Source organism: Acinetobacter sp. NIPH 2100 (assembly GCF_000369805.1).
Lineage (GTDB): Bacteria > Pseudomonadota > Gammaproteobacteria > Pseudomonadales > Moraxellaceae > Acinetobacter.
This window is the reverse complement of record NZ_KB850224.1, coordinates 468,383-495,021: the sequence shown is the minus strand read 5'-3', so window position 1 is coordinate 495,021 and position 26,639 is coordinate 468,383. Positions and strand designations below refer to the sequence as shown.

General features: G+C 42.7%; 28 protein-coding genes, 2 tRNA genes and 1 riboswitch. Of the genes, 15 read left to right on the top strand and 15 right to left on the bottom strand.

Features of this window, described 5'->3' with window-relative positions; translation table 11 throughout:
- The first annotated feature begins 39 nt into the window (after positions 1 to 39).
- Entirely contained in the window at positions 40 to 480 is a 441-nt protein-coding gene (locus F887_RS15570) for a thiol-disulfide oxidoreductase DCC family protein (protein ID WP_005291577.1), read from the top strand.
- Positions 477 to 884, top strand: coding sequence for a DoxX-like family protein (locus F887_RS15575; protein ID WP_005291574.1), 408 nt, complete (start codon positions 477 to 479; stop codon positions 882 to 884). The genes F887_RS15570 and F887_RS15575 overlap by 4 nt, the downstream gene beginning before the upstream one ends.
- Here F887_RS15575 and F887_RS15580 read toward each other — a convergent pair.
- Complete coding sequence (locus tag F887_RS15580; protein ID WP_005291573.1) at positions 871 to 1,923, bottom strand: MBL fold metallo-hydrolase; 1,053 nt, start codon at positions 1,921 to 1,923, stop codon at positions 871 to 873. The genes F887_RS15575 and F887_RS15580 overlap by 14 nt on opposite strands.
- A gap of 388 nt (positions 1,924 to 2,311) precedes the next feature.
- Here F887_RS15580 and hcaR point away from each other — a divergent pair, with 388 nt between their 5' ends.
- On the top strand, positions 2,312 to 3,232 hold the full coding sequence (gene hcaR / locus F887_RS15585; RefSeq protein ID WP_005291571.1) for a DNA-binding transcriptional regulator HcaR: 921 nt from the start codon (positions 2,312 to 2,314) through the stop codon (positions 3,230 to 3,232).
- Positions 3,233 to 3,272: 40 nt separating this feature from the next.
- On the opposite strand, the gene F887_RS15590 is transcribed toward hcaR, so the two are convergent.
- The 4 genes from F887_RS15590 to F887_RS15605 all read right to left on the bottom strand — a co-directional run bounded on the left by F887_RS15590 (position 3,273) and on the right by F887_RS15605 (position 6,310).
- The gene (locus tag F887_RS15590; protein ID WP_005291568.1) at positions 3,273 to 3,881 is read right to left on the bottom strand and encodes a glutathione S-transferase family protein; all 609 of its coding nucleotides are present in this window, start codon (positions 3,879 to 3,881) and stop codon (positions 3,273 to 3,275) included.
- A 52-nt stretch (positions 3,882 to 3,933) separates the two neighbouring features.
- Complete coding sequence (locus F887_RS15595; RefSeq protein WP_005291567.1) at positions 3,934 to 4,632, bottom strand: helix-turn-helix transcriptional regulator; 699 nt, start codon at positions 4,630 to 4,632, stop codon at positions 3,934 to 3,936.
- 74 nt (positions 4,633 to 4,706) lie between these two features.
- Positions 4,707 to 5,381 (bottom strand): HAD-IA family hydrolase, encoded by a 675-nt coding sequence (locus F887_RS15600; RefSeq protein WP_005291565.1) that lies wholly within the window; start codon positions 5,379 to 5,381, stop codon positions 4,707 to 4,709.
- Positions 5,378 to 6,310 (bottom strand): RluA family pseudouridine synthase, encoded by a 933-nt coding sequence (locus tag F887_RS15605; protein ID WP_005291563.1) that lies wholly within the window; start codon positions 6,308 to 6,310, stop codon positions 5,378 to 5,380. The genes F887_RS15600 and F887_RS15605 overlap by 4 nt, the downstream gene beginning before the upstream one ends.
- A 432-nt stretch (positions 6,311 to 6,742) precedes the next feature.
- On the opposite strand from F887_RS15605, the gene F887_RS18585 reads away from it, so the two are divergent.
- From F887_RS18585 to F887_RS15625, 5 genes are all read left to right on the top strand, one after another.
- A complete protein-coding gene (locus F887_RS18585) occupies positions 6,743 to 6,889 on the top strand; it encodes a hypothetical protein (protein WP_004637771.1) in 147 nt (48 codons plus the stop codon).
- Positions 6,890 to 7,096: 207 nt separating this feature from the next.
- A complete protein-coding gene (locus F887_RS15610) occupies positions 7,097 to 10,456 on the top strand; it encodes an Rne/Rng family ribonuclease (RefSeq protein ID WP_005291561.1) in 3,360 nt (1,119 codons plus the stop codon).
- A gap of 195 nt (positions 10,457 to 10,651) precedes the next feature.
- The gene (locus F887_RS15615; RefSeq protein WP_005291559.1) at positions 10,652 to 12,493 is read left to right on the top strand and encodes a long-chain-acyl-CoA synthetase; all 1,842 of its coding nucleotides are present in this window, start codon (positions 10,652 to 10,654) and stop codon (positions 12,491 to 12,493) included.
- A gap of 184 nt (positions 12,494 to 12,677) precedes the next feature.
- Positions 12,678 to 12,753, top strand: a tRNA-Lys gene (locus F887_RS15620).
- Positions 12,754 to 12,869: 116 nt separating this feature from the next.
- Positions 12,870 to 12,945: transfer RNA gene (locus tag F887_RS15625), tRNA-Lys, on the top strand.
- Between the two features lie 122 nt (positions 12,946 to 13,067).
- Here the strand turns inward: F887_RS15625 and hemW are convergent.
- Positions 13,068 to 14,222 carry a radical SAM family heme chaperone HemW gene (gene hemW, locus F887_RS15630; RefSeq protein ID WP_005291557.1) on the bottom strand — a complete coding sequence of 385 codons (1,155 nt, stop codon included), beginning with the start codon at positions 14,220 to 14,222 and terminating at the stop codon, positions 13,068 to 13,070.
- A gap of 139 nt (positions 14,223 to 14,361) precedes the next feature.
- Between hemW and F887_RS15635 the strand changes: the two genes are divergently transcribed.
- The 4 genes from F887_RS15635 (at position 14,362) to F887_RS15650 (ending at position 18,274) form a co-directional block, all read left to right on the top strand.
- Complete coding sequence (locus F887_RS15635) at positions 14,362 to 14,823, top strand: DMT family transporter (protein WP_005291554.1); 462 nt, start codon at positions 14,362 to 14,364, stop codon at positions 14,821 to 14,823.
- Positions 14,824 to 14,853: 30 nt separating this feature from the next.
- Entirely contained in the window at positions 14,854 to 16,215 is a 1,362-nt protein-coding gene (locus tag F887_RS15640; RefSeq protein ID WP_005291552.1) for an MATE family efflux transporter, read from the top strand.
- Between the two features lie 250 nt (positions 16,216 to 16,465).
- Positions 16,466 to 17,758, top strand: coding sequence for an ABC1 kinase family protein (locus F887_RS15645; protein ID WP_005291549.1), 1,293 nt, complete (start codon positions 16,466 to 16,468; stop codon positions 17,756 to 17,758).
- A gap of 261 nt (positions 17,759 to 18,019) precedes the next feature.
- Positions 18,020 to 18,274: a type B 50S ribosomal protein L31 gene (locus tag F887_RS15650; RefSeq protein ID WP_005155032.1), complete on the top strand. Its 255-nt coding sequence runs from the start codon at positions 18,020 to 18,022 to the stop codon at positions 18,272 to 18,274.
- Between the two features lie 99 nt (positions 18,275 to 18,373).
- Here the strand turns inward: F887_RS15650 and F887_RS15655 are convergent, their stop codons facing one another.
- The 3 genes from F887_RS15655 to F887_RS15665 all read right to left on the bottom strand — a co-directional run bounded on the left by F887_RS15655 (position 18,374) and on the right by F887_RS15665 (position 20,237).
- A complete protein-coding gene (locus F887_RS15655) occupies positions 18,374 to 18,703 on the bottom strand; it encodes a DUF190 domain-containing protein (RefSeq protein ID WP_005291546.1) in 330 nt (109 codons plus the stop codon).
- A gap of 15 nt (positions 18,704 to 18,718) precedes the next feature.
- A complete protein-coding gene (gene crcB, locus F887_RS15660) occupies positions 18,719 to 19,099 on the bottom strand; it encodes a fluoride efflux transporter CrcB (RefSeq protein ID WP_005291544.1) in 381 nt (126 codons plus the stop codon).
- Between the two features lie 133 nt (positions 19,100 to 19,232).
- Positions 19,233 to 19,299: riboswitch (Fluoride riboswitch) on the bottom strand.
- 80 nt (positions 19,300 to 19,379) lie between these two features.
- Positions 19,380 to 20,237, bottom strand: coding sequence for a DUF2071 domain-containing protein (locus F887_RS15665; RefSeq protein ID WP_005291541.1), 858 nt, complete (start codon positions 20,235 to 20,237; stop codon positions 19,380 to 19,382).
- Positions 20,238 to 20,375: 138 nt separating this feature from the next.
- Between F887_RS15665 and F887_RS15670 the strand changes: the two genes are divergently transcribed.
- Complete coding sequence (locus F887_RS15670) at positions 20,376 to 20,708, top strand: HopJ type III effector protein (RefSeq protein ID WP_005291539.1); 333 nt, start codon at positions 20,376 to 20,378, stop codon at positions 20,706 to 20,708.
- Between the two features lie 69 nt (positions 20,709 to 20,777).
- Here the strand turns inward: F887_RS15670 and F887_RS15675 are convergent, their stop codons facing one another.
- Complete coding sequence (locus F887_RS15675; protein ID WP_005291537.1) at positions 20,778 to 21,521, bottom strand: SDR family NAD(P)-dependent oxidoreductase; 744 nt, start codon at positions 21,519 to 21,521, stop codon at positions 20,778 to 20,780.
- A 212-nt stretch (positions 21,522 to 21,733) separates the two neighbouring features.
- Between F887_RS15675 and F887_RS15680 the strand changes: the two genes are divergently transcribed.
- Positions 21,734 to 22,354 (top strand): TetR/AcrR family transcriptional regulator, encoded by a 621-nt coding sequence (locus F887_RS15680; RefSeq protein WP_005291535.1) that lies wholly within the window; start codon positions 21,734 to 21,736, stop codon positions 22,352 to 22,354.
- 59 nt (positions 22,355 to 22,413) lie between these two features.
- On the opposite strand, the gene F887_RS15685 is transcribed toward F887_RS15680, so the two are convergent.
- The 5 genes from F887_RS15685 to F887_RS15705 form a co-directional block, all read right to left on the bottom strand.
- Positions 22,414 to 23,052, bottom strand: coding sequence for a flavin reductase family protein (locus tag F887_RS15685; RefSeq protein ID WP_005291532.1), 639 nt, complete (start codon positions 23,050 to 23,052; stop codon positions 22,414 to 22,416).
- Positions 23,053 to 23,070: 18 nt separating this feature from the next.
- Positions 23,071 to 23,481, bottom strand: a complete 411-nt coding sequence (locus F887_RS15690) for a GFA family protein (protein ID WP_005291531.1) — start codon at positions 23,479 to 23,481, stop codon at positions 23,071 to 23,073.
- Positions 23,482 to 23,599: 118 nt separating this feature from the next.
- Complete coding sequence (locus tag F887_RS15695) at positions 23,600 to 24,259, bottom strand: hypothetical protein (protein ID WP_005291529.1); 660 nt, start codon at positions 24,257 to 24,259, stop codon at positions 23,600 to 23,602.
- A gap of 57 nt (positions 24,260 to 24,316) precedes the next feature.
- Positions 24,317 to 25,504, bottom strand: coding sequence for a TIGR03862 family flavoprotein (locus F887_RS15700; RefSeq protein WP_005291528.1), 1,188 nt, complete (start codon positions 25,502 to 25,504; stop codon positions 24,317 to 24,319).
- Complete coding sequence (locus F887_RS15705) at positions 25,497 to 26,141, bottom strand: class I SAM-dependent methyltransferase (RefSeq protein WP_005291526.1); 645 nt, start codon at positions 26,139 to 26,141, stop codon at positions 25,497 to 25,499. Before F887_RS15705 ends, F887_RS15700 begins: the two co-directional genes overlap by 8 nt.
- A 91-nt stretch (positions 26,142 to 26,232) precedes the next feature.
- Between F887_RS15705 and F887_RS15710 the strand changes: the two genes are divergently transcribed.
- Entirely contained in the window at positions 26,233 to 26,424 is a 192-nt protein-coding gene (locus F887_RS15710; protein WP_005291524.1) for a DNA gyrase inhibitor YacG, read from the top strand.
- Positions 26,425 to 26,639 lie beyond the last annotated feature (215 nt).

Here is a 26,639-nt window from a genome sequence, read left to right as displayed (position 1 = left end):
AGGTGACAATTTATTCAATGTCCAATTAGAAAAATAACCATGCAAAAACCATTAGAGCAACTGATTCAAGACCATCACATCATCTTGTTTGATGCAGAGTGTGTGCTGTGCTCAGCATGGGCTGACTTTATGATCAAACAGGATACCCACTATCAATTCAAACTGGTCTCTGTGCAATCCAATATCGGACAACAACTACTCGCCTATTACAGTCTTCCGACTGATCATTTTGAAACCATGGTATTACTAGAGAATGGTCAATGCTATACCGAATCAACTGCCTTTCTACGCATCATTCAGCGCCTAGATTCCCCTTACGCCAGTTTGAAATACGCCAGCGTCATTCCAAAAACCATCCGTGATTTTGCTTATCGCCGAATTGCACTCAATCGTTACCGCCTCTTTGGGAAAACCCAACAATGCTATCGCGTCACACCTGAAACTCAGCAACATTTTCTATTAGATGAGGCCCTAATATGAACAGCGAGAACCAAACCCTTCAACAGATCTTAAGATTTTGTCAGTTGATTATTGCAAGCCTTTGGATTTATCAAGGGCTGATTCCCAAGTTGATTTTTCAGGTGCAAGATGAGCAGTATGTCTGGCAACAACTCAATATCACTCCAACCTATATTGCTTGGATGATTTCATTCTCAGGGATTGCTGAAATGATTTTTGGCGGCCTATTTTTATGGATTAGCCATCAATATTTGCACTGGCTCAACATCATCAGCCTGATCAGCTTATTTATTTTCGTGTTGTACATTTATCCAGACAAGATTTATCAAGCTTTCAATCCCGTTGTCATGAATATTGCGCTTGCAAGCCTTTCAGTGGTTTCATTGTGGTGTATCAAAGCACTGCAAAATGCTAAGCACGAATAAAATGTCCTTCACGGATGCAATAAAATGGATTGACCAATTTAGAAGATGATTTCATGGCTTGCTGTAGTTCATGCTCAGGGTCATCACGATCTTCATCAGTTAGTTGAAAGGTTCGATAATGAATCGCCAGAGAACGGTGGGCATGTAGATCGAGATGTGCATGAAATGCATCTTGTGGATTCATATGCACATAGCGCATCAGCATACGTGGTTCATAAGCACCTATTGGCAATAAAGCCACACGGACATCGCCATAACGCTCATGGATTTGCTTAAAGTGCGGGGAATAACCGGTATCTCCAGCAAAGAAACAATGTCCTGTTTTAGCAACTAATGAAAAACCGCCCCACAGTGCTCTATTTTGATCACGTACACCTCGTCCAGAAGTATGCTGCGCAGGTGTGTAGGCAATTTTCAGCTCATCATGAAACGGAATCTCCTGCCACCAATCCATCTCGATGACATGCAGATGCTTTGGCAAGTAATAGGCATTACCCAAACCTGTATAGATTGGCATTTCAAATTTTTGATGCAGCCATTCTAACGTCGCCAAGTCCATATGGTCATAATGATTATGACTCAACAGCACGCCATGAATCGTTGGGAGGTGTTCTAAAGCAATCCCTGCAGGACAGACACGGCGTGGGCCATTCCCCTGTTTCGGGCTGACATATTCACACCAAACGGGATCGGTTAGAAAATTATAAGGGCCAATTTGAATTAAAACGGTGGCATGTCCAACAAACCAGATTTGCCAGTCATTGAGATCGGCATGTGTACGGTTTTGTGGCAGCTCCAACATGTGATTTCGCATATTCCACTCATGCGAGCGATCAACAGTCCAAGTAGATGATTGACGAGTCGCCAACCATTTTAACAGGCCTTTACGATCAAAAGGTGTGAGCGGTTTCTGCAAATTATAGAAACGATCTATGCCACAATGATCAGAAGCCTCATGTGGAAATGGAGGTTTCCCCCAAGTATGGCTCAAGCAAGATTGGGTCGGCAATTGGTAGGTTAATGTCGGCTTATCTTTCATGTACGTCTTCTTTGGTGGAATCTCATCGCATGAGGTGGGTAATGTTATATCCCGTTCAGATCATCAATCCTGTTTAAGCTGAACCTTTCAAACCATGATGATTTTTTTAGGATTCTCGTCTTATTCCAGATTCATAAAATCGGTCTTTGATCCTAACATAAGCTTGTTAGTTATGCTGATTTTCTGATGCAGAGTCAACACAATTTTACCGAACTAATAAACCCTGCTGACAATTCAGGCCAATCAGTAAACATGAGTTTTTTATCTTTTTTTATATTTTATAAAAAAGCATATTGTATATAAAACAACCTTGGTTATAATGCGCCAATAGCATGGTGTTCTCATCACTAAAACTACAAAAACAGTCAGACACCTTTGGACCTGCCTTATGGAATTACGTCATTTACGCTATTTCATTACCGTTGCTGAAGAGCTCAGTTTCAGTAAAGCGGCACTCAAATTACACACGGCTCAACCCTCTTTAAGTCAGCAAATTAAAGATCTTGAAGATGATGTGGGCGTACAGCTTTTACATCGTACTAAACGAAAAGTTGAATTGACCGATGAAGGTCAGGTTTTTCTGGAGCAAGCGCGTTTAACGCTGACGCAAGCAGATAAAGCCGTGACCATGGCAAGACAAGTCGCTGCCGCCAAAGTGCTGTGCTTAAGAATCGGTTTTGTGCCTTCTGCTGAAATTCGTATTTTCCCTTATATTTTGCCGCGTTTGAGAGTCAGGCTACCTAAACTACAAATTCGCAGCCTCAATCTCAAAGAAAGTGACCAAATTGCCAAACTGAAGAAAGGTGATTTAGACATTATTTTTATTAATCAAAAATTTGAAAATGAAACTTTTGCCAGCCAACTGGTATTAAAAGAAGCGTTGGTTTTGATGCTACCCAAGCAACATCCGCTAGCCCAATGTTCAGAAATCACCGCAGCCCAATTACAAGGCCTGATTCTCACCATATTAACTCACAAGCTTTCTCAGCCCCTCGCCAAAACGATTACCCAATACATCAAACAGCAGCAGATCCATTTTCAAAGCATCGATGAAGCCAATACGATTGGCGAAGCAATTCAAGCGGTACACTCTGGACAAAGTTGTGCGATTTTACCAGCATACATTCAAGCCTTGGCCACCAATCAAATCGTGGTACGACCATTAGAGCATGCTCTCCCTTATCTCGATGTGTTTATGAGTTACCCAAAGCACGAATCCAGTACGGCAACACAGCACCTCATCGATGAAATCCAAACTGTATTTGGCTTAGAAAAGCCGTTTGCATCCACGCAAAGTTACATAAATTAAAAAAGCCGAATCAATCAGCTTTTTTACTGCGATTTAATCTCTACACATTACTAAAGAATGCTGCAAATTTCTGATAGCTTGGCCGTTGTTTGATGTTTTCCAAATAGTGCTCAATAGCAGGATGAGACTCGACCTCTCCCATTTTAAGTTGCCAAAATAACATCGCGGCAACGGATACATCCGCAGCGGTGAACTGTTTACCACATAAGTACGGATCAACCTCAGTTAAGCCCTGTACAAACGCATTGTAAGCATCTTGATAGTCACCATACCCTACCGATGATTTTTGCTCAGGTTTAACCTCGACGCCTAACATTTTGTTGGTCGCCGCGGCTTCCCAAGGACCAGAAATAAAAAACAGCCAGCGATAATACACACCACGTTTTGGATCATTCAGAGCAGGCGCTAAACCTTTTTCGGCAAATTTATCTGCCAGATAAGCACAAATTGCATCCAGTTCATACACCACAATATCACCATCAACCAGGACAGGTACTTTGCCAAATGGATTGATTTTTAAATATTCTGGTGCTTTCATTTCGGTTTGAAAAGCGACTTCGATGCGTTCACATTCAATGCCAAGTTCGATCAGCAACCAGTCAACAACGACGCCACGCGAAAAACTATTGGTATAAAGTTTAAGTGCCATTTTGATATTTCCTTGATGAGTTATTCTTATTTCAATGTAATTGTTTTGATTGTCAGTTTTTGTCAGTAGCCGAACGACACACCTCTTGTGTCCACCATTGTTGAAATAGTTGTTGTTTGAATTGAGGATACAGTTCCTGACTCAAACTTAACTGCCGCATACGATCGATCCGAAAATGCCGAAAACTCTGCCTTAGCTCGCACCATGCCGCCAGTACAATCCGATCATTAAAATAACCTAAAGCAAACGGCCAAATGGTCCGCGAACTCACACGTTGCTGCTCGTCAGCATAATCCACCACAATTTTAACTTGTTGACGGATGGCCAAACGTACCTGTTCCACCAACGTTTCATCTACGGGTAACCAAGTGTTGATTGATCGTAAAGTGGTATGTTCAAGCTGATGCTGACAATGCTCAGGCAATACCGCATTGAGCTTGGCCAATACTGAAGTCGACGCTGATTTCAAAGCCAGATCAGGAATTTCACTCAACCAGTTTAAGGCCAAAAAGATGGCCTCGATTTCAGTTTCATTCAACGTCATGGGAGGTAATAAGAAATCTTGTTTCAGTTGAAAGCCTAATCCAGCCGCAGCATCGATACAAACGCCTTGCTCACGCAAGGTATCAATATCGCGATAAACACTGCGCTGACTAATCTGCAAACGCTCTGCTAATACCTGTGCGGTCACAGGATAGCGATATTCTCTGAGTAGCTGTAATAGATTAAGCAAACGGATTGAACGACTCATACGGTCCCTATTGTTATTATGGATGATGGGACAGCGCACTCTCCCATCATTTTTGTTTTATCTCAATAAACAGTTTAACTTGCAGTGACATCAACTACAGGTAAGATGCTTTGCAAAGCAGCATGTAAGTCCTGCACATTGTGCGCAATCACCAAAGGTTGGTACTGCTGCAAGGTTTCAATGCTATGCACCCCATAACTCACACCAATACGTGGCATATTTAGATTTCGAGCCATTTCGAGGTCATAACTGGTATCACCCACCATCACAGCACGATCAGCCGCCACATCCATCTCGGCAAGAATTTCCTGCAACATCAATGGATCAGGTTTGGATTTGGTTTCACTGGCTGCACGGGTAATGTCAAACAGCGCATGGCTATTGGTTTGTGCCAAAACTCGATCTAAGCCCTTACGGCTTTTGCCTGTTGCCACCGCGAGCTTTAAGCCTTGCTGTTTTAAATCTGCGAGTAATTCTGAAACACCATTAAACCAAGCATCACCTTTTGAATTGGCAACATAATGGTCTGCATAACACTGCAAAATATCTTGCTGTAGGTGTGGTACCTGCGGGAATAAAATCTGCATCACTTCAGGCAAGCCTAAACCAATAATGCTTTTTGCCGCGTCATCCGTGAGGGGTTGCTCAAACTGTTGTGCAGCATATTGCAGACTTGCGACGATTTGACCCACCGAATCAAATAAGGTGCCATCCCAATCGAAAATAACCAGTTCGATATTTTGGTTCATTTCTGCTTTCTCAATTCGTTAATCACCTGTTGCATGTCTTCAGGCATTGGCGCTTCAATGGTTGGATAGTTCGGAATGTCTAAACGCATGGCATGCAGGCACAAACGGCGTGCCTCAGGACCTGCATATGGCGTGTTGTGTCCATATTTATCATCACCCACCAAAGGATGACCGATACTCAAACCATGAACACGAATCTGATGGGTCCGACCCGACAGCGGAGAAGCATGAACCAAAGTCGCTGCTTTATAACGCTCAACCACTTTCCAGTTGGTCTTGCTTGGCTTGCCTTCTTTGGTCACACGAACACGACGTTCGCCATTGGCCAATTCATAACGCAATAGTGGCGCGTCAATCATTTGCTGATCTAAACTGACCTGCCCTTTCACAATCGCAGCATAAGTTTTTTGAATTTTATGCTCACGTAATAAATCTTGCAGCAATTTTAAGGTACTGCGCTTTTTACTGATCATCACCAGACCCGAAGTGTCGCGGTCAATACGATGAATCAATTCTAAATATTTTTTGCCTGTCGCAGCACGTAATGCTTCGATCAAGCCATAGGCCACACCACTGCCGCCATGTACAGCAATCCCTGAAGGTTTATTAATCACCAACAAGCCTTCGTCCTCATAGACCACGCGGCTCAGTAGGCTTTGGGCCACATCATCACTCACGGGTACATCAGATTCATCTTTTTGTTCGTAACGAATTGGAGCGACCCGAATTTGGTCACCAATGCTCAAACGTGATTCTGCTTTTATTCTTTTTTTATTAACGCGTACTTGCCCTTCACGAATTAAACGATAAATGCGACTTTTTGGAACACCTTTTAATCGGGTAAATAAAAAATTATCTATTCGCTGCCCTTCTTGATGTTCATCCACGTCAAACCAAGTGACACTTTGCCATTGTTGTGTAGAATTCATACGCTCGATTAATCCAAGATTTGTTAAATATGATTAAAAATTGATCATTTAGCTAAGTTATTTCACAAGAAACCTAAACTTAGCCCATAGGCAGATGCCGCAAGGTTTGATATATTCAGCGCACGGATACCACCGTAAGTGAGCATCAAATCAAAAATTTTATTTAGATAAAATTTTAAATCGATGAGATATTCACCAACAACTCGGATAGGTCCTAAAGAATTATGCCGACGCCGAAGGCTTATTATATCGGCAAAATGGCAAACTGTTGCGTTTAATTGTGCATCTGCACATACAGTTTGTTCAGAAAAAATATGTCGCCAGCAATTTGCTGGTTATTAAACGTAAACTGATCCACATCAGACAATTTGCTCCCTGATGTCGCATTCAGGCTAAAGCGTTGATGCATTGGAACTGCTAAGCAGAGATACGATGATCATTCCGTATCAAGACTTCCAGATGGATCGACTTCAATGCTTAATGACAGTGAAAGTCACCATCCAATGCACCGCTCACCCGCCAGTGAAGCGTACAGGAAACTTTGATTATGTCGGATCTAGTGATATTTCACAGATGTAAGACATACATGAAATATCAACGGATTCAAGATTGAAGCAATATTGCTGACATCGAAGTAACCGTATCAAAACCCAGCTGGATATTTACAGTCAGTGGTTTCAGAGCAGCCTACACAACGTTGCTTCTGAGTCTTGATCGCGCCAATTTGATGTCTGCTCAAAATATTGAGCCGGTTGTTTGTGTGCATCACTATTAGGTGTCACACCCATGAAACGTATGTTGATTAATGCAACCCACGCAGAAGAAGTTCGCGTTGCACTTATCACTGGTAATCGTCTTTACGATTTCGACTTAGAGAATCGTACACGCGAACAAAAAAAATCAAATATCTATAAAGGTCATGTCACTCGCGTAGAACCGTCTTTAGAAGCGGTTTTCGTTGAGTACGGCGCACAGCGTCAAGGCTTTTTATCAATGCGAGAAATTGCAAACTCGTACTTCAAAGCTGACCCTCGTCAAACCTCAAATATTCGTGAACTTATCACTGAAGGCACTGAATTACTGGTTCAAGTTGAAAAAGAAGAGCGCGGCAATAAAGGTGCTGCCCTGTCTACTTTTATCTCACTTGCAGGTCGTTATTTGGTCCTCATGCCAAACAACCCGAAAGGTGGTGGTATTAGCCGTCAGATTTCTGGTTCAGTTCGTGAAGAACTAAAAGAAATTTTAGCGTCTTTAAATCTACCACGTGGCATGAGCGTCATCGTTCGTACCGCTGGTATTGGTCGCACCCAAGAAGAGTTACAACTCGACTTGCAACATTTACTTGATCTCTGGGCACAAATTCAAGGTTCAGCAAGTTCTGGCCCATCCCCAATGCTGGTTCATCAAGAAGCGGGGGTAGTTACCCGTGCGATTCGTGATTATTTACGCGATGATGTTGCTGAAATCCTGATTGATAGTGAGCAAGCCTACAACGAAGCTTATAACTTCGTAAAAGCAGTGATGCCACGTCAGCTCGACAAATTAAAAACCTATACTTTGAATGAGCCTTTATTTGCTCACTTCGGTATCGAAAGTCAAATCCAGACTGCATATGAACGTGAAGTAAAACTTCCTTCTGGTGGTTCAATCGTGATTGACCAAACTGAAGCATTGGTATCGATTGATATCAACTCGGCAAAATCAACACGTGGTCATGATGTTGAAGAAACTGCACTCAACACCAACTTAGAAGCTGCTGAAGAAATTGCACGCCAATTGCGTTTACGCGATATCGGTGGCTTAGTCGTGATCGATTTCATCGACATGACCAAAGACCGCAACCAGCGTATGGTTGAAGCGAAATTACGTGAAGCAACGCAAAGCGATCGCGCACGTATCCAGTTCGGTCAGCTTTCACGTTTTGGTCTGATGGAAATGAGCCGTCAACGCCTACGCCCTTCTTTAGAAGAAGCGACTGGCTATGTTTGCCCACGCTGTCATGGCACAGGCATGGTACGCGACTTACGTTCACTATCACTTTCGATTATGCGTAAAGTGGAAGAAATCGCTTTACGTGAGCGTCAAGGTGAAGTTCAAGTCGAAGTCCCTGTTGAAATCGCAGCATTCTTACTGAATGAAAAGCGTCACAGCCTAGTTTACCTTGAGCAAACATCCAATGTTCGTGTGACGGTATTACCTCACCCGCACTTAGAAACACCACACTATCAAATCCAGTTCAACCCAGATGGTTTTGCACCGTCTAGTTATGAACGTACAGAAGCAACCCGTTCAAGCGAAAAAGAACTCGGTTATGAATCTTCCGACTGGCATTTAGAAGATGCAGAGCACCACCATGCTGCACCAACACAAAATAATGCAGCGCCACAAAAGAAAGCAGCACAACAGCAACAAGCTGCTCAAGCAAAACAAACACAAGCTACGACACAAAAGTCAGCAAGTCCTTGTGCATGGTTAGAGAACTTATTTGTTCAAAAGCAAGCGCAAACGACGGACCAAGCACGTTCTGCACAAAATGCAGCGGCAGCCATTGAGCAAATGGTGAATAATGGTGCTGTAAGTCGTGGTCAATTTGGTCAGGTGAATGCACCTGCGGTTGCTGAAGTTGCAGCCCCAACGGCAAACAATGCTTATATTTCACAAAATCCTGTGAAACAAGAAGCACGTGAGCAATTTGATAAAGACGAGAAATCAAACCGTCCAAATCAAAACCAGAAGAAGCGCAAGCACAAAGAACAACGTGAGCAACATGCGCATGCACATGAACAACAAGCTCAAGTGCATGAAGAAGTGGTACAGCTTTCACGCCAAGAACAGCGTCATGAGCAACGTGAACTAAAACGTCAGCAAAAACGTCAGCAACCTCAAGAGCAACAAAACCAGCAACAGCACAACAATGATGCTGCACATGCTAATGAGGCAGCGCCGTTACCACGTCGTGATCGTAATCAACAACGTCCAAATCGACCAAATCGTCATCGCGACCAAAGCGTGTTGAATGAAGCTCCTGCGACAACTGAAGCAGCAGCCAATCCACAGCAGGTCAAAGTTGATGTGGTCGATGTACCACGCTCAGCACCAATGAACACAGCATTGGTTGTGAACATTGATCAAGGTCAAAGTGAAATTGTGGCACTCAACGCACAACAAGCACCTGCTCCAACAGCTAAAGTTGAAGCTGCTGCGAAGGTTGTAGAAAAAGTTGAAGCTGCACCTGAGGTTCAAGCAGAAAAGGCGGCGGTTGCTGAACAAGCTCCTGCGACTGAAGCTACTCAAGCACCTGTAAAACGTGCTGCCAATGACCCGCGTTCACGTCGTCGTCAACGTGGTGCACAAGCAGCTCAAAAAGCAGCACCTAAAGTCGTTGTGGCACCATCGCAAATTCCGACTTTGGGTCAATACACGGTCAGCAGTTTGATTCGTCATGTGTATGGTGAGGATTGCACCATTCTGATTGATCAATTTGGCTTAATCACCACGTTTAACCGCGCGCTACAAAAGTTTGCTGAACAATATGCAAGCTCTTTAGTGGTGGAAACATCTGTCCAAGAAGATAAGCGTCCTGTTACGCGTGATGCTGAGCTTCCAAGCAAAAAAGTAGTGGAAGAAGCTGAACCAGCGCCAGTATTAGCACTGACACCGCCTGAAGCTGCAGCGATCCGTGTTGCCAATGACCCGCGTGAACGTCGCCGTTTAGCGAAAATGGCTGCGGAACAAGCAAAAGAAGCACATGTTGCTTCAATTGCGACGCCACCTCCTGTAGAAAACACTGAATCGAAAGAAGAAGTGAAAGTAACAGAAGAAGTTGCGGCTGTTGTAGAGGAAGCTGTTGTTGCAACACCTGAACAGCAACCTTTGGAACTTGCCAATGCCGAAGTTGCTTCAGCAGAATCTGCACCAGTTGAAACAGTCGCAGAACAACAACCTGTTGTTACTGATGAGGTTAAAGCTGCTCCAGAAGCCGCTGTAGAAGTTACTGAGACAGCTCAAACTGTTGAAAAAACTGAACCAGCGACAACTGCTACAGAAGCAGAACTAGACGATGAAGCAGCGAAAGCTGAAAAAGAAAAGTCGAGCCGCCCTCGTCGTCCACGTGGTCGTCCACCTAAAAAAGCCACAGCTGAGTGAGTAATTTGCTAAATTGCACTCAATAAGGCTAAGCCTAGTCATTTCGATGACTAGGCTTTTTTGTTATTTTGTCAAATTAGGTTGATTGCTCTAGGCACTTACCATTACAAAACAGCATCAACAACAATGGTGTGAATGGTTGTGTTCTAACGGATAGCCATTTCTTGGATTGATCGAAAAATAAATAGGATTGATATGAGCCAAACTACGCAGACCGATATTATTACCCTTGGTGATGTTGCTACTCGACTTCCGAACTTCATCACTAAAGTCCCTCATATCCTGAATGGTCTTAAACAAGCATATTTGCGAACGCCAACATCTCCCGCAGGTTTAGGTATTGCCTTTGAAAAAGCAGTCAAGCGTAACCCTCAAGGCATCGCACTGTTATTTGAAGATCAAAGCTATAGCTATCAAGCACTTAATGAATGGGCAAACCAAATTGCACATTACTATTTGTCACTTGGGGCAAAAAAAGGCGATGTCATTGCCGTGATGGTTGAAAACCGTCCTGAGCTGATTGCCTCTATCGTTGCTTTAGCAAAAATCGGGGTAACCATTGCGCTTGTGAACACCTCGCAAGTCGGTAAGGTACTGGCGCACAGTATTAATTTGGTCAATCCAATTGCGGTGATTGCAGGTGAAGAAGTTCGTGCTGCAATTGATGAAGCACGCCAAGACTTAAAGGTTGCTCAAGATCGTTTCCACTGGTTTGCTGACCAAGAAACCCGTAAAAATGCAGGGACTGCACCACAAGGTTACGTAAATCTTGCCCAGCAAATTGATCAATTTCCAAAATTCAATCCATCAACCACACGTACTGTGACAGGTAAAGATGGACTGTTCTATATCTATACTTCGGGCACGACAGGTCTACCAAAGGCGGTGATTTTCACCCATAGTCGCTGGACGCTCGCTTATGGCACCTATGGTCACATTCTCAATCTGGGCAAAGATGATGTAATGTACGTGACCCTACCGCTTTACCATGCTACGGGTGTGGTGGTGTGCTGGTGTGGTGTAATCGCAGGCAGTGCAACACTTGCGGTGCGTCGTAAATATTCAACCAGTGCATTCTGGAAAGACGTACAGAAATTTAATGCATCTGCGATCGGTTATGTGGGTGAACTATGTCGTTACCTCATCGATGCACCCGTGACCGAAGAAGATCGTGCACACCGTGTGACCAAGATGATTGGTAATGGTATGCGCCCAAATATTTGGGGCAAGTTCAAAGAACGTTTTGGTGTAGAAGAAGTACTTGAGCTCTATGCATCAAGCGAAGGTAATGTGGGTTTCAGCAATATCTTTAACTTTGACAATACCGTTGGTTTCTCACCAACACCATACGCCATCGTTGAATTCGATAAAGAAAAGAATGAGCTGGTACGTGATAAAAAAGGCTACTGCAAAAAAGTGAAAACAGGCGAAGTTGGCCTACTGATTGGTAAGATCACTAGTCGTTCACCATTCGATGGCTATACAGATCCTGAAAAGAACAAATCTGTGATCTTGAAAGATGTGTTTACTCAAGGTGACTCTTATTTCAACACTGGTGACTTGGTTCGTGATATCGGTTTCCGCCACGCACAGTTTGTGGATCGTTTAGGCGATACGTTCCGTTGGAAAGGTGAAAACGTTTCTACAACGGAAGTTGAAAACATGGTCTGCGAGTATGAAAAAATCGTAGAAGCGGTGGTATACGGCGTAGAAATTCCAAATACCAATGGTCGTGCAGGTATGGCAGCGATCACCTTGGTTGATGGTGCCGAACTGACTGACGCAGATTTAAGCGACATGGTCAATGTATTTAAGAAGTGCTTACCTTCTTATGCCATTCCCGTGTTTTTACGTGTTCAAGAGAAAGTTGAAACGACTGGTACATTTAAATACCAGAAGAATAAACTCAAAGAAGACTCATTTAATCCGAGTAAAACGTCTGAACGTTTACTGGTTTTATTACCAGGTTCAAGCAGCTATAGTGATGTAAACACTGAGATCTTTGATAATATTCAAAGCTATCAATACCGTTTCTAGTTTATTTTTTAGCTAAACAAGAGGAAATCGTGCTTTTTATAAACAATCATGCACATGTTTTTGAATTTCCTCTTGTGTTAGCTGAATAAGTTGCTAGAATACGCAACATCAAAACGAAGACGCATTTAGAACAAATTAGTTTTTCTTGCGTAGCATATTTAAGCGATGCTTAAATACTTGCTCAGGGTCGTTAGCTCAGCTGGTAGAGCAGCGGACTTTTAATCCGTTGGTCCCGCGTTCGAATCGCGGACGACCCACCACTTAATGTTTTGATACTCCTGAAAAGGATTGATAACCGAAAGTTATCGAGATTTGTAAGACTACGCGCTTTGCTTGTCTTGCAATAATTTTAGAGTGTTACTCTAAAATTCTTTCAGGGTCGTTAGCTCAGCTGGTAGAGCAGCGGACTTTTAATCCGTTGGTCCCGCGTTCGAATCGCGGACGACCCACCAAATTCTAAAAAGCCTCATCATTGATGAGGCTTTTTTATTTTCTACCCAATTTCTTTCTAAAAGATGACAACAATATTTAGATGGGTTTAAGCATCCTTGCTCAAACTCATCATATACTTAAATTATAAAAACTCTTCCAACACCGAATTTAAAAAGATATGCCCCTGCTCAGTACAAGCAATTCGATTGGTATCGGCAATCAATAATTTTTTCTCACGCAATTGCGTGAGCGTTTGATTCAACTCATCCAATTCAAGTCCAGTACGCTGAGCATAAGTTTCCGCAGCGACGCCTTCATTTAAACGCAATGCATTCATCATAAATTCAAAAGGCAATTCTTCTGCTTCGATACGCTTCATTTGCACATGTTCAGCAGGCACTTTAGCCAAATAATCTTTCGGCAATCGGGTCTTCTGAAAACGATAGATGCCATCTGCGCGAGTGACCTTACCGTGTGCACCTGCACCAATTGCTAAATAATCACCAAACTGCCAATAATTCAAATTATGTACAGAGGGCTTTTCCTTACGCCATGCTGAAACCTCATAATTTACATAACCATTGGCTTTCAAATAGGCCTCACCCTGTTCCTGAATATGTTCTAAAACTTCATCTTGTGGCAATACCGGTTGGGTTCTAAAAAAAACTGTATTGGGTTCAATGGTGAGCTGATACCAGCTAATATGCGTCGCACCATGCTCCACTGCCAATCTGAGGTCCTTTAAGGCCTGTTCTTGGCTTTGGTCGGGTAAACCATGCATTAAATCAACATTGACTCGCTCAAAGCCTGCTTGAAGGGCTTGCTGAATCGCATCTAGTGCATTATTAACCGAATGGATTCGCCCCAAACGCTGTAAATGCTCTGTATCAAAACTCTGTACCCCAATCGACAACCGATTAATCCCTGCGGCAAGATAATCTGCAAACGGATCATGCTCTACCGTACCCGGATTGGCTTCCAGTGTAATTTCACAATCTTCTTCGAAGTTTAAGCGAGCTTTGAGCTGCGCAAATAACCACACGTACCCTTGTGCAGAAATCAGTGAGGGTGTACCACCGCCAATAAAGACACTGTGAATTGAACGACCTTGTGCCATTTCAACCTGAGTTTCAAAGTCAGCCACCAACGCAGCAAGATATTGCTGTTCCAAATCCATCGACAATTGTCCATCAGGCACAGCATGCGAGTTAAAGTCACAATAAGGACATTTACGTACACACCAAGGCATATGGATATACAAGGACAGTGGAATATTTGCTGGATTTAACGGACTCAAGATACAAGCTCAGTGACAGAACCTGATTATTTTAACATGACTCGACTAGGCGCGGTTGCGGCTTCAACACAGTACACGGCTTATCATCCCGTGCGTATTGGGTTAGACTGAGACAATAAAGAACAATTAGACCAATAATATGATGAAAATCTCCAGCCAGTTGCTATTTATTCTTCCGCTTGCCTTAGGGATCGGGATTGCAATGGCCTTCCAAACGGCCATCAACGCACAACTTCGAGAATATCTTCATTCCCCTCTGCAGGCGGCGTTACTGTCATTTTTGATTGGCACGCTTATTTTGGCATGTCTGGTTTATTTTCAAGGCGCAACAAAACCCAGTTTAAGTGAACTTTCACAAATTCCATGGTTTCTTTGGTTAGGTGGCTGCCTTGGGGTTTATGCAATCAGTATGAGCATTTATACTGCACCTAAACTCGGATTTTTAACTTTCTCTGGTTTAGTTATTTTCGGGCAATTGGTGATTTCGATGTTAATCGATCACTTTGGCTGGTTAGGTACAGACAAAACACCCATTAACTGGCAACGCCTACTGGGCAGTATTGTGATTTTTATTGGTGTTTTATTCACACTACAACGCTAATCCTCCCTCATTTTAATAAGAGTAATTTTTGTGTCCCATGCCACAACCAAGCGATTTGAACTTAAACAACTATTTCATTTGATGTTTCCAATCCTGATCACACAGTTTGCCCAAGCTGGATTAGGTTTAATCGATACCATTATGGCAGGTCATCTTTCGGCTACTGATCTAGCAGCCATTGCAGTCGGTGTAGGCTTATGGATTCCGATCATGCTGTTATTTGCAGGAATCATGCTGGCTACCACGCCATTGGTCGCTGAAGCACGTGGTGCCAAAACACCTGAAAAAATTCCGACCATTGCCCGTCAATCGTTATGGGTTGCAGTGATTCTCGGCATTGTAGCGATGTTGATTTTGCAATGTATGCCAATGTTCTTACCGCTATTTGGTGTGCCTGAAAGCTTACTTCCCAAAGCAAGCCTGTTCTTGCATGCGATTGGCTTTGGTATGCCTGCGGTGATGATGTATGCAGCCTTGCGCAGTTATTCTGAGGCATTGGGACATCCACGCCCAGTGACGGCGATTAGCTTGATTGCCTTGTTGGTACTGATTCCTCTGAATTTTATGTTTATGTATGGTTTTGGGCCAATCCCTGCCTTGGGTAGCGCGGGATGTGGTTTTGCAACGGCAATTTTACAATGGTTGATGTTTATTACCCTCGCCATTTATATTTCAAAAGCAAAAGCCTATAAACAGGCACCTATTTTCACCAAATGGGAAAAAATCGATCCAACTTGGGTGAAGCGCATTCTAAAGCTTGGCCTACCCATTGGCTTAGCGGTTTTCTTTGAAGTCAGTATTTTCAGTACAGGTGCGATTGTACTCAGCCCGTTAGGTGAAAATGCGATTGCCGCGCATCAGATTGCGATTTCAGTCACCTCACAGCTATTCATGATTCCGTTATCCTTAGCGATTGCATTGACCATTCGAGTTGGGATGTATTATGGCGAACAAAACTGGCACGCAATGCGTCAGGTTCAGATGGTAGGATTGATTAGTGCAACGGTTTTTGCGGCTTGTACCATGACGTTGATTGCGCTTGCACGCCCTTATATCGTGGCGATCTATACCACTGACCTGAATGTCATCCCTGTTGCAATGTATTTACTTTGGTTCGCGATGGCTTATCAGTTGATGGATGCTTGGCAAGTCGGTGCCGCAGGTTGCTTACGTGGCATGCAAGATACCCAAGCGCCAATGTGGATTACCTTAATGGCCTATTGGATTATTGCGTTCCCGATTGGTTTATATCTTGCCCGTTATACCACTTGGGGAGTCGCTGGCGTTTGGCTCGGCCTGATTATCGGCTTAAGCATTGCCTGTGTTTTACTGATTGGTCGTTTATATTTCAACAATAAACGCTTGATGCAAATGACAAATCCAAAACTCTAAGCAACTTGCTCTGATGAGGCGGCATGAATGCCGCCACTCTTATACTTCACGTACGATCAATTTTAATCATTCAAAAATAGAATAAATACCGATATATCCTACATTCAATTGTCATCATCACAATTGAATCATGCAAATTTTTGATTATTCCATGCTTACATCACTTAACATTTTGTTATAGGCAATTTAAGTTTTGTCGCCTATGATCAAGGTATCACTTTGAAACTAGATCGATCGAGGTCAAGCGCATATGGCAAAGCATGCAAGCTCTCCCAGTAGACGTTTTTTGAAACTGGCTGGCATGACCGCAAGTATTGCCAGTAAAAGTGTTGCCAATTCCATTCGAAATCTCACAGCAGACGAAGAACAAAAAAATGCTGCGCGTAGCAAACTGTTTCAGGACATCGGTTTGCAGATTGCAGACACCTTGGGGGAAATGAAAGGTGCAGTCATGAAAGTTGGGCAAATCGCCTCACAATATAAAGATATTTTCCCACCAGAAGTGGCGAAAGCAATTGCAAAATTACAGCGTCAAGCACCAGCCATGCCCTTTTCAGCCATTCAGCAACAAGTTGAAAAAGAGCTGGGTAAACCGTTAAACCAGATTTTTAGCTCTTTTGAAACAGAGCCTTTTGCTGCCGCCTCAATTGGACAAGTACATCGTGCAGTGCTGCCAGATGGTCAGGCTGTGGTGGTGAAAGTGCAATATCCTGGGGTCGATCAAGCCTGTGAAAGTGACTTAAAACAAGTACGTCTTGCCTTACGCTTAATGGGTGTTTTAAAGATTGATAAAAAATTGCAAGATCAACTGTTTCAGGAAATCCAAGACAGTCTCTCTGCCGAATTAAACTATGAAATCGAAGCACAAAATCTAGAAGTCTTTAAAACCTTCCATGAAAAGCTCGATGATCAAATCATTATCCCCACCGTATATAAAGACTACTCTTCTCGTCGTGTACTGACCCTCAGTCTTGAACAAGGTGAATCCATTGAAACAGCAAGCACATGGTCGGTTGAAACACGCAATCAAATCGGACGTCGCCTGATTCGTGCCTTAGGGCAGGAAATGTTTTTCTTGAAGCGATTCCACTGCGACCCGCATCCAGGCAACTTTGCTTTCCGTGCAGATGGCAGCGTGATTATTTATGATTACGGCAGCGTAAAGACCCTTTCACCTGAAATCATTCAACACTTTAAAGCATTGGTGAATGCAGCGCGACAAGAAGATATTGCCCAAGTTGAAGATTTACTGGTGGAACTGCATTCGATTGCCGAAAAGCAGAAATTTCCAAGTGAGCTGTATACGCAATGGATTGAAATTCTATTGCGTCCTCTAAGCACACATTATGATTTTGCCGAAAACTCGTCGCATCATGATGGTATACGTCTGGTCAAACAATCATTGAAATACTGGGATGTGTTTAAACCCTCTCCAGACACGCTCATGGTCAATCGAACCATTTCTGGGCATTACTGGAATCTCATTCACCTCAAGGTGCATGACAATCTTAATGATTTATTTGAAGAATTAGTGCCAAACTAATACATATAAAAAATGCCAATCACCTGATTGGCATTTTTATTCAGTCATTTATTTGAGCCCATCAATTTTCGTTGTTTTCAACCATACTCAGTCGGGTATCAGACGATTGAACAAATAAAATCACCTGATTAAAGCTCCATTTTTTCCATGCTTGCTGATTCACTCTTCGTAAACAAGCGCCAACAAAACTTGAAATTAAGAAGATTGACTTCATATATTGTTATGTTATAACATTTCTATAAATAATAGGAGTCATTCAAAATGCGTAAAGGTATTCATCCAACCTATCAACAAGTGCTGTTTCACGATACCAATGCGGATACTTACTTCTTAATTGGTAGTACCCTGCAAAGTAAACAAACTCGTGAATATCAAGGTAAAGTTTATCCTTACGTGACCCTTGATATCTCAAGTGCATCGCATCCGTTTTATACCGGTGAAGTACGTCAGGCAAGTAATGAAGGGCGTGTCGCAAGCTTTAACAAACGCTTTGCACGTTTTAACCGCAATAGTTAATCTTCAGTTAAGTTTCACATACTAGGCTGTAAACATTAGAAGTCTAAGGTTATCTCTCCTCCACTTAGACTTCTTTTTTTATACCTAGATTCCCCTACGTTAAGAATCTGTAGCGACTCTCCCAACGACACCAAATTCAATCGGTGTTTTTACATAAAACAAAGAGATTTCTTTGTCATTCAAATAATTCATTAATTCTGTTGCCTGCTCATTTGTCACTGCAAACTGAATCTGCACAGGTCGATCCGCCAACTCAAAGAAACTGGCGGAATGAAATAAACCATGATGATCAACTCCTTCCATTCCAGCGAGTACTGTCGCACCACGCAAATTCATTTGTTTTGCGACAGACAATAACCATTCGCTGATCGGTTGTCCCTGATAGTTACGATTCTGGGCGGTATAAAACGTAATTAAAAATCCATTCATATAGTTACTCCTCAACTATGCAGCACTGAGCCATTGATGCAGACTCATTCCCAAAATAGTAAACAGCAACGACCCCAGCACATGAATCAAAATTGCTGTGCAGGCATAACCCAACTTACCGCTTTGTAATAAGGCAAGAATCTCGGCAGAAAAGGTCGAAAATGTCGTTAATGCACCACAAAAGCCTGTAATCACGAACAGTTTATAATTGGGACTCAGTGAACTTTGAGAAAAATATGAAATTGCAAAACCAATAATAAAGCCACCGACAAAATTAACCGTGACAGTCCCCAAAGGAATATTGGGAAAAATCGGATTCAGCTTTAGACCTAAGAACCAACGCAGCCATGCACCTAATACAGAACCAAGTGCAATTGAAAGTAATGGATAGTACATAGTTTACTCCAAAGACAAGATTGGAGTGAAAGCGACAATAGACATAGAATTATAAATATTGTTCTGAAGATTTTTCATGGGCGAACTCCAAACATGGGAACAGAGCACGCACGAACCTACGCCCCCTGTTCAGGGTAACGTAGGCATCATTAGCCATTATGGCGGTTTGTGACAGGAGGAATGCCATCTCCTTTGTTCTAAAATAACATATTTTTTAAGCAACTCAACCCATTTTTTCAACTCGCGTTGAACTGTGTATAAACATAAAGTTATCCACAACTTAGTCTGAGGTAGACAAAATCTTTTCCCCAACCACATAAAAGTCTAATGCGGGTACAACAAAAGCAAAGGCTTCTGCGGTGTCATCTAAACCAAATTGTTGCAATAATTTCGGAGCTTGCAAGGTACGAATCTTGACGGCCTGAATCTGCTGAAACTGAAATGGCATTTTGATATCGCCTTGCGACATTCGTGTAGGTTGATCAACCCATTCTGCCCATGCATGATCTTGGTCTACCAAAAATCGAACAGCTTCATCCCATGATGGAAATAGCATTTGCCATGTGGTCGGTAATTGCTTCTCCCCCGTAATTTGTACATCACTGATCAAGCCATAGTCCTCATCTACTTTAAGTTCAGTGCAAATACTCTGCATTTGCTCATCGAATTGATGATGAAATACCGAAGCATATTGTGCTGGCATCACATCACTGGTAAGGCGACCACCGATCACATAGAGCGCTTGATCGACAATGACTTGCTCAAAAATCACAGTCTTTGGCTGCGACTCATCCAGATAAAAACGCCAGTTACTTTGTCGAGGTGAAGGCATTAACTTGCGTAGCCAACCGGAAAACTTAAATCCAAAATGATGATGTTGATACGTTAAAACCGTAAAAATAGTTTTGCCATCTTTTTCCCAGAGCGGTACAGATTGCGGATAGTGCTGACGTACCTGCTCAACATCCACCAGCCACGACAAATACACAATATTGCTGACGCGGCTCTGCAAAGGCATAAATGGCAATATTCGCATCATCAAACGGCGCAATTGTAATAAGAAACGGCAACTTAAAACGGCTGCTAAAAATCGAAATAAACGTTTGGATGGTGGTAATTTAAAATGATGTCGATTCATTATTATTCAATACTTTCATAATCGCTCTGAGCATAAACTGCCAACGCTATAACGTCTAGTTCAGAGATCGATGACTTCTCTTCTCCATTTTCAATGTTATGATGCTGCCATTGATTCAATAAACATGGAATTTTAGCAATGGCTCAAAGCTTATTGGCACAACTTAAAGATGGCTCGGCAAAATTTGCAGATGTATTGGCATTTATCGAAGCTGGTTATCAACATACACCAACGGCATTCCAAAATGGTGCGCAATTCAATGCTGCGACTGAAAACCAAGGCAGTGCCAAAGTACTCAGTTTTGCTAAAATTGAAGGCTTAAATCAAGCGGATACTTTAAGTTTATTTGCAGAACACTATGCATCTGTGCTGGCAACGCCTGAAGCAACAGACCACCAAAATATTCGCCAGTTTATGCAAAATGGCTGGGACGGGGTAAAGTTTGAAGGTGAAGCTTTAACTGCAAAATAAGAAAAAAGGAGGCATTTTGCCTCCTTTTCCCTTCTTGTATTCAATAGAAAGCTTTTTTATTCGATCATTTTAAGCATTAAAACCACCATCTACATCTATGACTGCACCAGTAATATAGCGCCCACTTTCTCCCACCAAATGAAGTACCGTTGCGGCTATGTCCTCGCGATGTCCATAAGCGGATAATGCTAAAGTAGCTCGAACTGCATCTGCATGAGCGCCATCAGCAGGATTCATATCTGTATCGGTTGGTCCTGGCTGAACGACATTGACTGTAATCCCACGCTTGCCTAAATCTCGTGCTACGCCCTTGGTCAAGCCCACTAAAGCTGCTTTGCTGGCTGCATATAAACTAATACCTTCACGACCAGCCCTTGAAGCAAGACAGCTCCCAATCGAGACAATACGTCCACCATCAGGCAAATATTTGCTTGCCTGCATCGTCGCTGTAAACACTGCACGTAAATTGACGGACATGGTCTGGTCATAATCATCAAGTGTGAGCTGATCAATATGTCCAGTCAGAAAATTACCTGCGTTATTGACCAGAATATCCAATCGTCCAAGTCTGCTCACAGTTGTATCAACCGCAGCGATAACCTGTGTTGCATCAACGGCGTCAGCTGCAATCACTTCGGCACGTTGACCTAATGCCTGAATCTCCTCTGCAACAGCCTGTGCCTGATCTTTTGATCTACTGTAAGTGATTGCCACATCTGCGCCCTGTGCCGCTAACAGCCGAGCTATAGCAGCACCAATACCTCGACTTCCACCTGTAACCAGTGCGACTTTTCCTGTGAGTGCATTATTCATTATGAAAATTCCTGTTTTAGGATTAAAGGGGGATTTAGCGGTCTACAAGCTCATCTATATTCATCCACAAGCACCGGAAGCAACAATGAGATTGAAAGACCTCAATATCCACCAATATATGTATCGATCGATATAAATGTAAGCCTCTACACAAACCTTGTCAACGACTTTTGTATCGACTAGTATATATCTCATTAAAAGAGGAGTTCCAAATGGCGCAAATGGGCCGCCCACGTACCTTTGATCGAGATGAAGCCATCCAACAGGCAATGTTCCTGTTTTGGGAATATGGTTATGATTCGACGTCCTTGTCACTGCTTAAATCAAACATTGGTGGCGGTATTACTGCACCGAGCTTCTATGCGGCCTTTGGCTCAAAAGAAGCACTGTTCCAGGAAGTGGTCGAGCACTACCTTGCCACGCATGGTCAAGTCATTTCCAGTCTGTGGGATGAAAACCTTAGGCCACGAGAAGCCATCGAACTCGCATTACGCCGCTCTGCAAAGATGCAAACTGAGCTTAATCACCCGAAAGGATGCCTCTTGGTATTGTCCGCAGGTGCCTGCTCTCCAGAAAATGAACGTATTCAAAAATTTCTCAGCAAGCAACGCGCAAAAACTCGCGAAAAGTTCCAACAATGTATACAACGTGCTGTCGATACACTTGGCCTTCCGACCGATACCGCGGTGTGTGCTTATGCTGCCAGCTTGCATAGTTTTCTACTCGGATTATCAATGCAAGCTCGCGATGGCGTGTCGGGTACTGTACTCAATCATGCAGTAACAGAGCTTATGCGTGACTGGGATGCGCGTACTGCATCCATAAAAATATAGCTATAAAATGATGAGAATGGTCTCAGATTTAAACTCTAAAATAATAAAAAAGGAGGTATTTAACCTCCTTTTTTATGCTCATCTGTTGATGAAATGACGGGTCTGGCAAGTGTGCGCAAATCTGTCGTTAAGCTATAAAAATCGCCGCCCATTTTCCCGACACTATCGAGTTGTTGCTGATCAATCATCTGTCCGTCCCAAATTTGATCATCGACATAAATCGATTTCACCTCCAGCAAAGCCACTGTGCCACCTGATGGAAGCGTACTGAGTTGAAGGACTTCTCTTAACTGACATTCATAGCGAATGGGTGCATGTTTAACCGCTAACGCTGCAACAGAATGGCTTGGTTCAGACTCAATCTCGGCAAACTCAAATTCACTTTGCTCTGGGGGCAATAAAGCACAAGATAAATTCATCTTTTCCAGCAATTGTGAATTCACGATATGTACCACGCACTCTTGAGTATCAATCAAATTACGAATGGTGTCTTTATCCTGACCATTTCGTGGATTGACTTGGGAATACCATAAAATGGGCGGGTTACAGCTGGCGACATTAAAAAATGAATAAGGCGCAATATTTGCCACGCCATCCGCAGAGAGTGTGCTAATCCACGCAATCGGTCGTGGTGAAATGCCACCGACCAAGAGTCGATAGATATCATTTGGCTCTAAATCAGAGGTCTCAAAAATCATTGTAAGAATAGATCCGATTTAAGGACGTTCAGCATATTGAGGTAAATCATCCGCGATACAATCCCACTCTGCTTTAGAGGCAGCAAAAATATGCATGCTTGGCTTTTGCTGTAATGGTGTATCTAAAGTCCCGATTCTTAAGCGATAAAGCTCAGGCTGGGCATCACGCGAACTGATTAAAGGGGAACCACACTCGCCACAGAACCAACGATACACACCTGATGCAGCAAACTTTTTAACAAGCTCTTCACCTTTTACAATTTTAAAAGCAGTATTGCTAATTGGTGCATTGGTTGCATAGGCAGTGCCATTGGCCTTACGGCAACGTTGACAATGGCATTGTATAATCTCACCAATTTCACCATCGATCTCATAATGAATCCCATCACATAAACAACTGCCGCGATATATAGGTGAAGTCTGAGACATATCCTTATTCCTGATGAACATTTACTCAAAACTAGCATTTTTAAATGCCGCATCACAAGGCAAATCTACTCAAGAAATACGGCATGAATTGGTGAAGTATCACACTGTCCTTGCAAACTCAACTGGTTAGAGCGGAAAATGCACCAATGATTAAAACATAGAAAAGGATTGGTAGTCCTAAAAACCAAAATTTTGCCCAGCCATTGGTATTAAACACTTGTGTAGCACCACGGTAACTCACCCAACACGACAAGAATAAAAATGGAATCGGAATCAATCCTAAAACTGTAGAATGATTATAGGCTGCAAAATAATTTGGATATAAAAATGTTTGAATCACTGTTGTAACCACAATTGGCAGCGCAACGACCAAAGATTGCAATACAAATACATGTCGGGCAAGTTGTGGATCGGCCTCTTTGGCACCTGAAAACTGTAATCTTTTTTTATACCACCAACCTTGAATCAACCAAGCAAAGGTTGCAGAAATAATCCCGACGCCAAGAACCCATAACCAATAACTTAACCAAGAATCCGCAGCTGAGGTCAGGAAAGAGGTTCTATTTGTTGTTTCGGCACGTAATAGCTGCTGATCGATTCGGTCCATCACAGCCACAATACCTATCAAGTAAGCAATTAAAATAATGCTTTGATGATGATAGTTTTTAGATTGTGAAAAGAATTTTTTCGGTTGGAAGAATAAAGTGATCACTTGCTGCGGTTGCAATGGTTTTATTATTTCGTCGTCTGATGTTTCCACAATCGGCTCAATATTCATATACCCTCTTCATCATTTGATTTAGCTTATTTTTGTTGAAAAATTTTAACTTATATATCATTTGATAAATGCATTTACCCCCTCTGCCGCAGCTCTTCCCGTCGCAAAACAGGCTGTCAATAAATAGCCACCTGTCGGTGCATCCCAGTCCAGCATTTCACCACAGCAAAACACATAAGGATTAGATTGCAATTGCAGCCGTGGAGATAAAACATCTTGCTTCACCCCGCCTGCACAGCTAATGGCTTCTTCGATTGGACGGAAGCCATCTAAAGAAATACTGAGATGCTTGATCTGCTGCACCATTTGCTTGGCATCTGACCATAAGCTTTTATCGACGATTTCCCGAAGCAGATTAATTTTGACCTGATCCAACCCTGCTTTGCGCCAAAGATTGGTGAGAGACTGCTTTTTATTGCCTTGTAGCCTCTTTTCTAACTGTTCAACGCTGACATCTGGTAGCAAATCCAGATGCAATTGTAGAAGTTGCTGTTGGGCAATTTGCGCTCTGAGATCACGACCCAATTTATAAATCACACCACTCTCAAAACCATAATGCGTAATGATGATATCGCCATGTGTTTGCTGTTCAGGCCGTACCCAAGCATTGACGCGCTTAAGCGGCTGCCCGAAACATTCCTGCATAAATGAGGACCATGTTTTCAAGACACCTGCATTGCTGGCTTGAAATGGCTCAATTTCATGCTTTGGTAGCCACTGCTGCCATGCACCATCACTCCCCAATTGCGACCAGGATACCGCACCACAGGCCAACACAATCGCATCATAAGTTGCACTAAATTGCTGAGTCTGATTCTCTATGGTGAGTTGATTGTTGGATAAATCCACACAACGATGACGGTAATGAAATTTTACACCATCATTCATCAATCGCTTTAACCAAGCACGGAGTAACGGTGCTGCTTTCATTTCTACAGGGAAGACGCGTCCAGAACTGCCCACGTAGGACTCAATCCCCAACCCCTGCATCCAGCCCTGAATCCATTGTGCATCCCATTGTTTCACCCAAGGCGCTAACCATTCAGCACGATCATAACGCTGGGTAAAGGCTTCAACAGGTTCCGCATGTGAAATATTCAGGCCCGTTTTGCCTGCCATTAAAAACTTACGTGCAGCTGAAGGCTTCTGCTCAAACACCTCGATTTCATAATCGTATTGGCTGAGTACTTCAGCAGCCATCAAACCCGCTGGACCCGCACCAATAATGGCAACACGCTTAGGCATCGCGATGCTCTGGGGCATTTTGACCTTGTAGCGGCGCAAAACCATCAAAACGGGTTGAGTAATCTTCTGACTTACGAATGATCAACTGTTGGCAAAGTTCACCACGTTCTAAATATTTGATTTCAAAATGGGTTCGTGCAGAACATGCTGCAATCACTTGTTTTTCATAAGGTAATTTCCATATCTCAAGGAGTTGCTGCTCAGCTTCCTCAATATATTCAGGAATATTACTCGCTAAAGTAATTGTGCCATTCGGTTGAAGGCGTGAAAGAAGAAATTCGAAAAATGGCATATTGAGCCAGCGCTGCGCTGGATTATGCGGTTCTGGATTTGGATAAAGGATAAAAAATTGTTGTACTTGTGCCGGGAACAATGCATGCACGACCCAAGGTAATGCATCTGCATGAATCGGATGTAGATATTCACGTGGTTCTAATTGATGCTGTTTTTGCATCGCCACAAATTTTTCTTTGGTTCGCTCAATTGCATACAACGTGGTTTGCGGGTTTTGCCCTGTAAACAGCAAGGCATGTTTGCCTTTTCCAGCCCCAATTTCAACGCAAATCGGCGTATTGGGAATGGCAATAAAATCACGAGGGGCTTGCATACGTTGTGCTTGAAATTGACGAATCGACATAATCTCATCAAACTATCTAGAAATCGGCACAAGTCTAACAACTCACCTTACTTTTGCCTAATCTATTTGCTCTTTGTTTTAGGAATTTTCTATGCCACGTACATTCCCCTGCCCACGTTGTGGTGAAACCAGTACTTGGGAAGCGAATGCGTTTCGTCCGTTCTGTTCAGAGCGTTGTAAAATGATTGATCTTGGTGCCTGGGCCAGTGATGAATACAAACTGCCGACGCAAGATGCGCCACAAGCAGACCTCAAACGCAATGAAGATGATTATGAAGACTAATCATCTTCATTTTTCAAAAAAACAAAAATAAATCCTGCTTATCTTTGATTCATTTTAATAAAAATTTACACATTTTAAATATGAGAATTACATCACAGTAATTTACTTTTCCATGATGCTATGCAAATCTTAAGCTACACATTGTATTGAATAAAAATACCAAATAACACTACAACTTATCGTTCATACTGATACAGCCTTAATCAAAATTCTAA